This is a genomic window from Candidimonas nitroreducens, from assembly GCF_002209565.1.
In the GTDB taxonomy this organism is placed as follows: domain Bacteria; phylum Pseudomonadota; class Gammaproteobacteria; order Burkholderiales; family Burkholderiaceae_B; genus Candidimonas; species Candidimonas nitroreducens.
Genome location: NZ_NJIH01000025.1, coordinates 1 through 1,696 on the forward strand (window position 1 = coordinate 1; position 1,696 = coordinate 1,696).

Annotated in this window: 1 protein-coding gene; it reads right to left on the reverse strand. The window is 63.1% G+C overall.

Going from position 1 to position 1,696, the window contains the following annotated elements:
- A partial coding sequence (locus CEY11_RS25495; protein WP_198958989.1) for a beta strand repeat-containing protein occupies nucleotides 1-1,696 on the reverse strand: 1,696 nt, incomplete at both ends.

Consider the following 1,696-nt stretch of genomic DNA (forward strand, 5'->3'; position numbering starts at 1 on the left):
CGCCGTACACGTTGGTGATGGTCGAATCGCCCGCCGTCGACTGGGTGTCGAACGAGGTGCTGCCGCCCGCCACGTTGACGATGTGCGACGACGCGGCGCTGGTGCCCGTATCGGAGAACTTCGTCTGGCCGCCGTCGGTGTTGAAGACAAGCGCGTCGCCCGCATTCGCGCCGTTATTGAAGATCGTCAAGCCCGGATCGGCATTGACGATGAAAGCGTTGCCGGCCGTAGCACCCGTTCCAGTGAATGTCGTGACGCCGTCATCGCCGTTATAGATGAAAGCCTGCCCAGCCGTCGCCAGCTGAGACGTCGAGTTGCTCTGGAAAGTCGTGCCGCCACCGTCGGCATTGTAGATAAACGCATGATCGGCCGTCGAGCCCCCGTTGAAGGTCGTGCTGCCGTCATCGGTATTGGCGATCAGAGCATGCTTGGCCGACGAACCATTATTGAATGTCGTCGAACCGCCTTCGTTGTCGATGCGCGCCCAACCGGCATCCGTCCCGTTGTTGAACGTCGTGCTGCCGCGGGTTTCGTTGGTGATGTGCGCCCTACCGGCCGTCGAATTGCCGTTGAAGGTGGTGCTACCGCGATTGCCGTTGGTGATATCGGCACGGCCCGCCGACGAGTCGCCGCTGAACGTCGTGCCGCCGCGGTTCTCGTTGGTGATCGTCGCCCGACCGGCGCTCGAATCGTCCTTGAAGGACGTGCTGCCGCCATTGTTGTCGATCGTCGCGCGATCAGCGCTCGAACGATCGTTGAAGGTCGTGCTGCCCAGGGTCGTATTGGTGATGGTCGCACGGCCGGCGCTCGAATGATCGCCGAACGAAGTGCCGCCAAGCGCGCCATTGTTGATGGTCGCGTGACCCGCGTCGGAACGATCGCTGAATTGCGTACTGCCCAAGGCCACGTTGGTGATCGTGGCACCACCCGCGTTAGACCAGTCGTTGAAGGCTGTGCTACCGCCCAGGGTGTTGCTGATCTTCGCATCGCCGGCGTTCGAACGGTCATTGAACGCGGTGCTGCCGCCCAGAGTGTTGCCTATCGTCGCGCTACCCGCACTGGAGCGATCATTGAAGGCTGTGCTGCCGGCGATGTTGCTGATCTTCGCATCGCCAGCGTTCGAACGGTCATTGAACGCGGTGCTGCCGCCCAAGGTATTGCCTATCGTCGCGCTACCCGCACTGGAGCGATCATTGAAGGCTGTGCTGCCGGCGATGTTGCTGATCTTCGCATCGCCGGCATTCGAACGATCATTGAAGGCCGTGCTGCCGCCCAGGGTATTGCTGATCTTCGCAGCGCCGGCGCTGGACCAGTCGTTGAAGGTCGTGTTGCCGCCGGACTTGTTGCTGATACTGGCCAGGCTGGCCGACGAATTGTCGTTGAACGTCGTGCCGCCGCCGTCGGCGTTGCTGATGTGCGACGAACCTGCGTCCGAGCCCCAGTAGAAGGCTGTGCTGCCGCCGGTCTGGTTGCTGATGTGCGACGAGCCCGCGGTAGTGCCCGTGCCGGCAAACGTCGTGCGGCCGCCCGTTTGGTTGGCGATAGTCGAATGGTCGGCTGTCGAGCCGCTGCTGAACGACGTGCGGCCGCCGCGCTCGTTGGTGATGTCCGACGTACCCGCGGTGGTGCCCGCATCGGCGAATGTCGTACGGCCGCCCCGGTCATTGGTGATGTCCGACTCGCCGGCCGTCGAGCC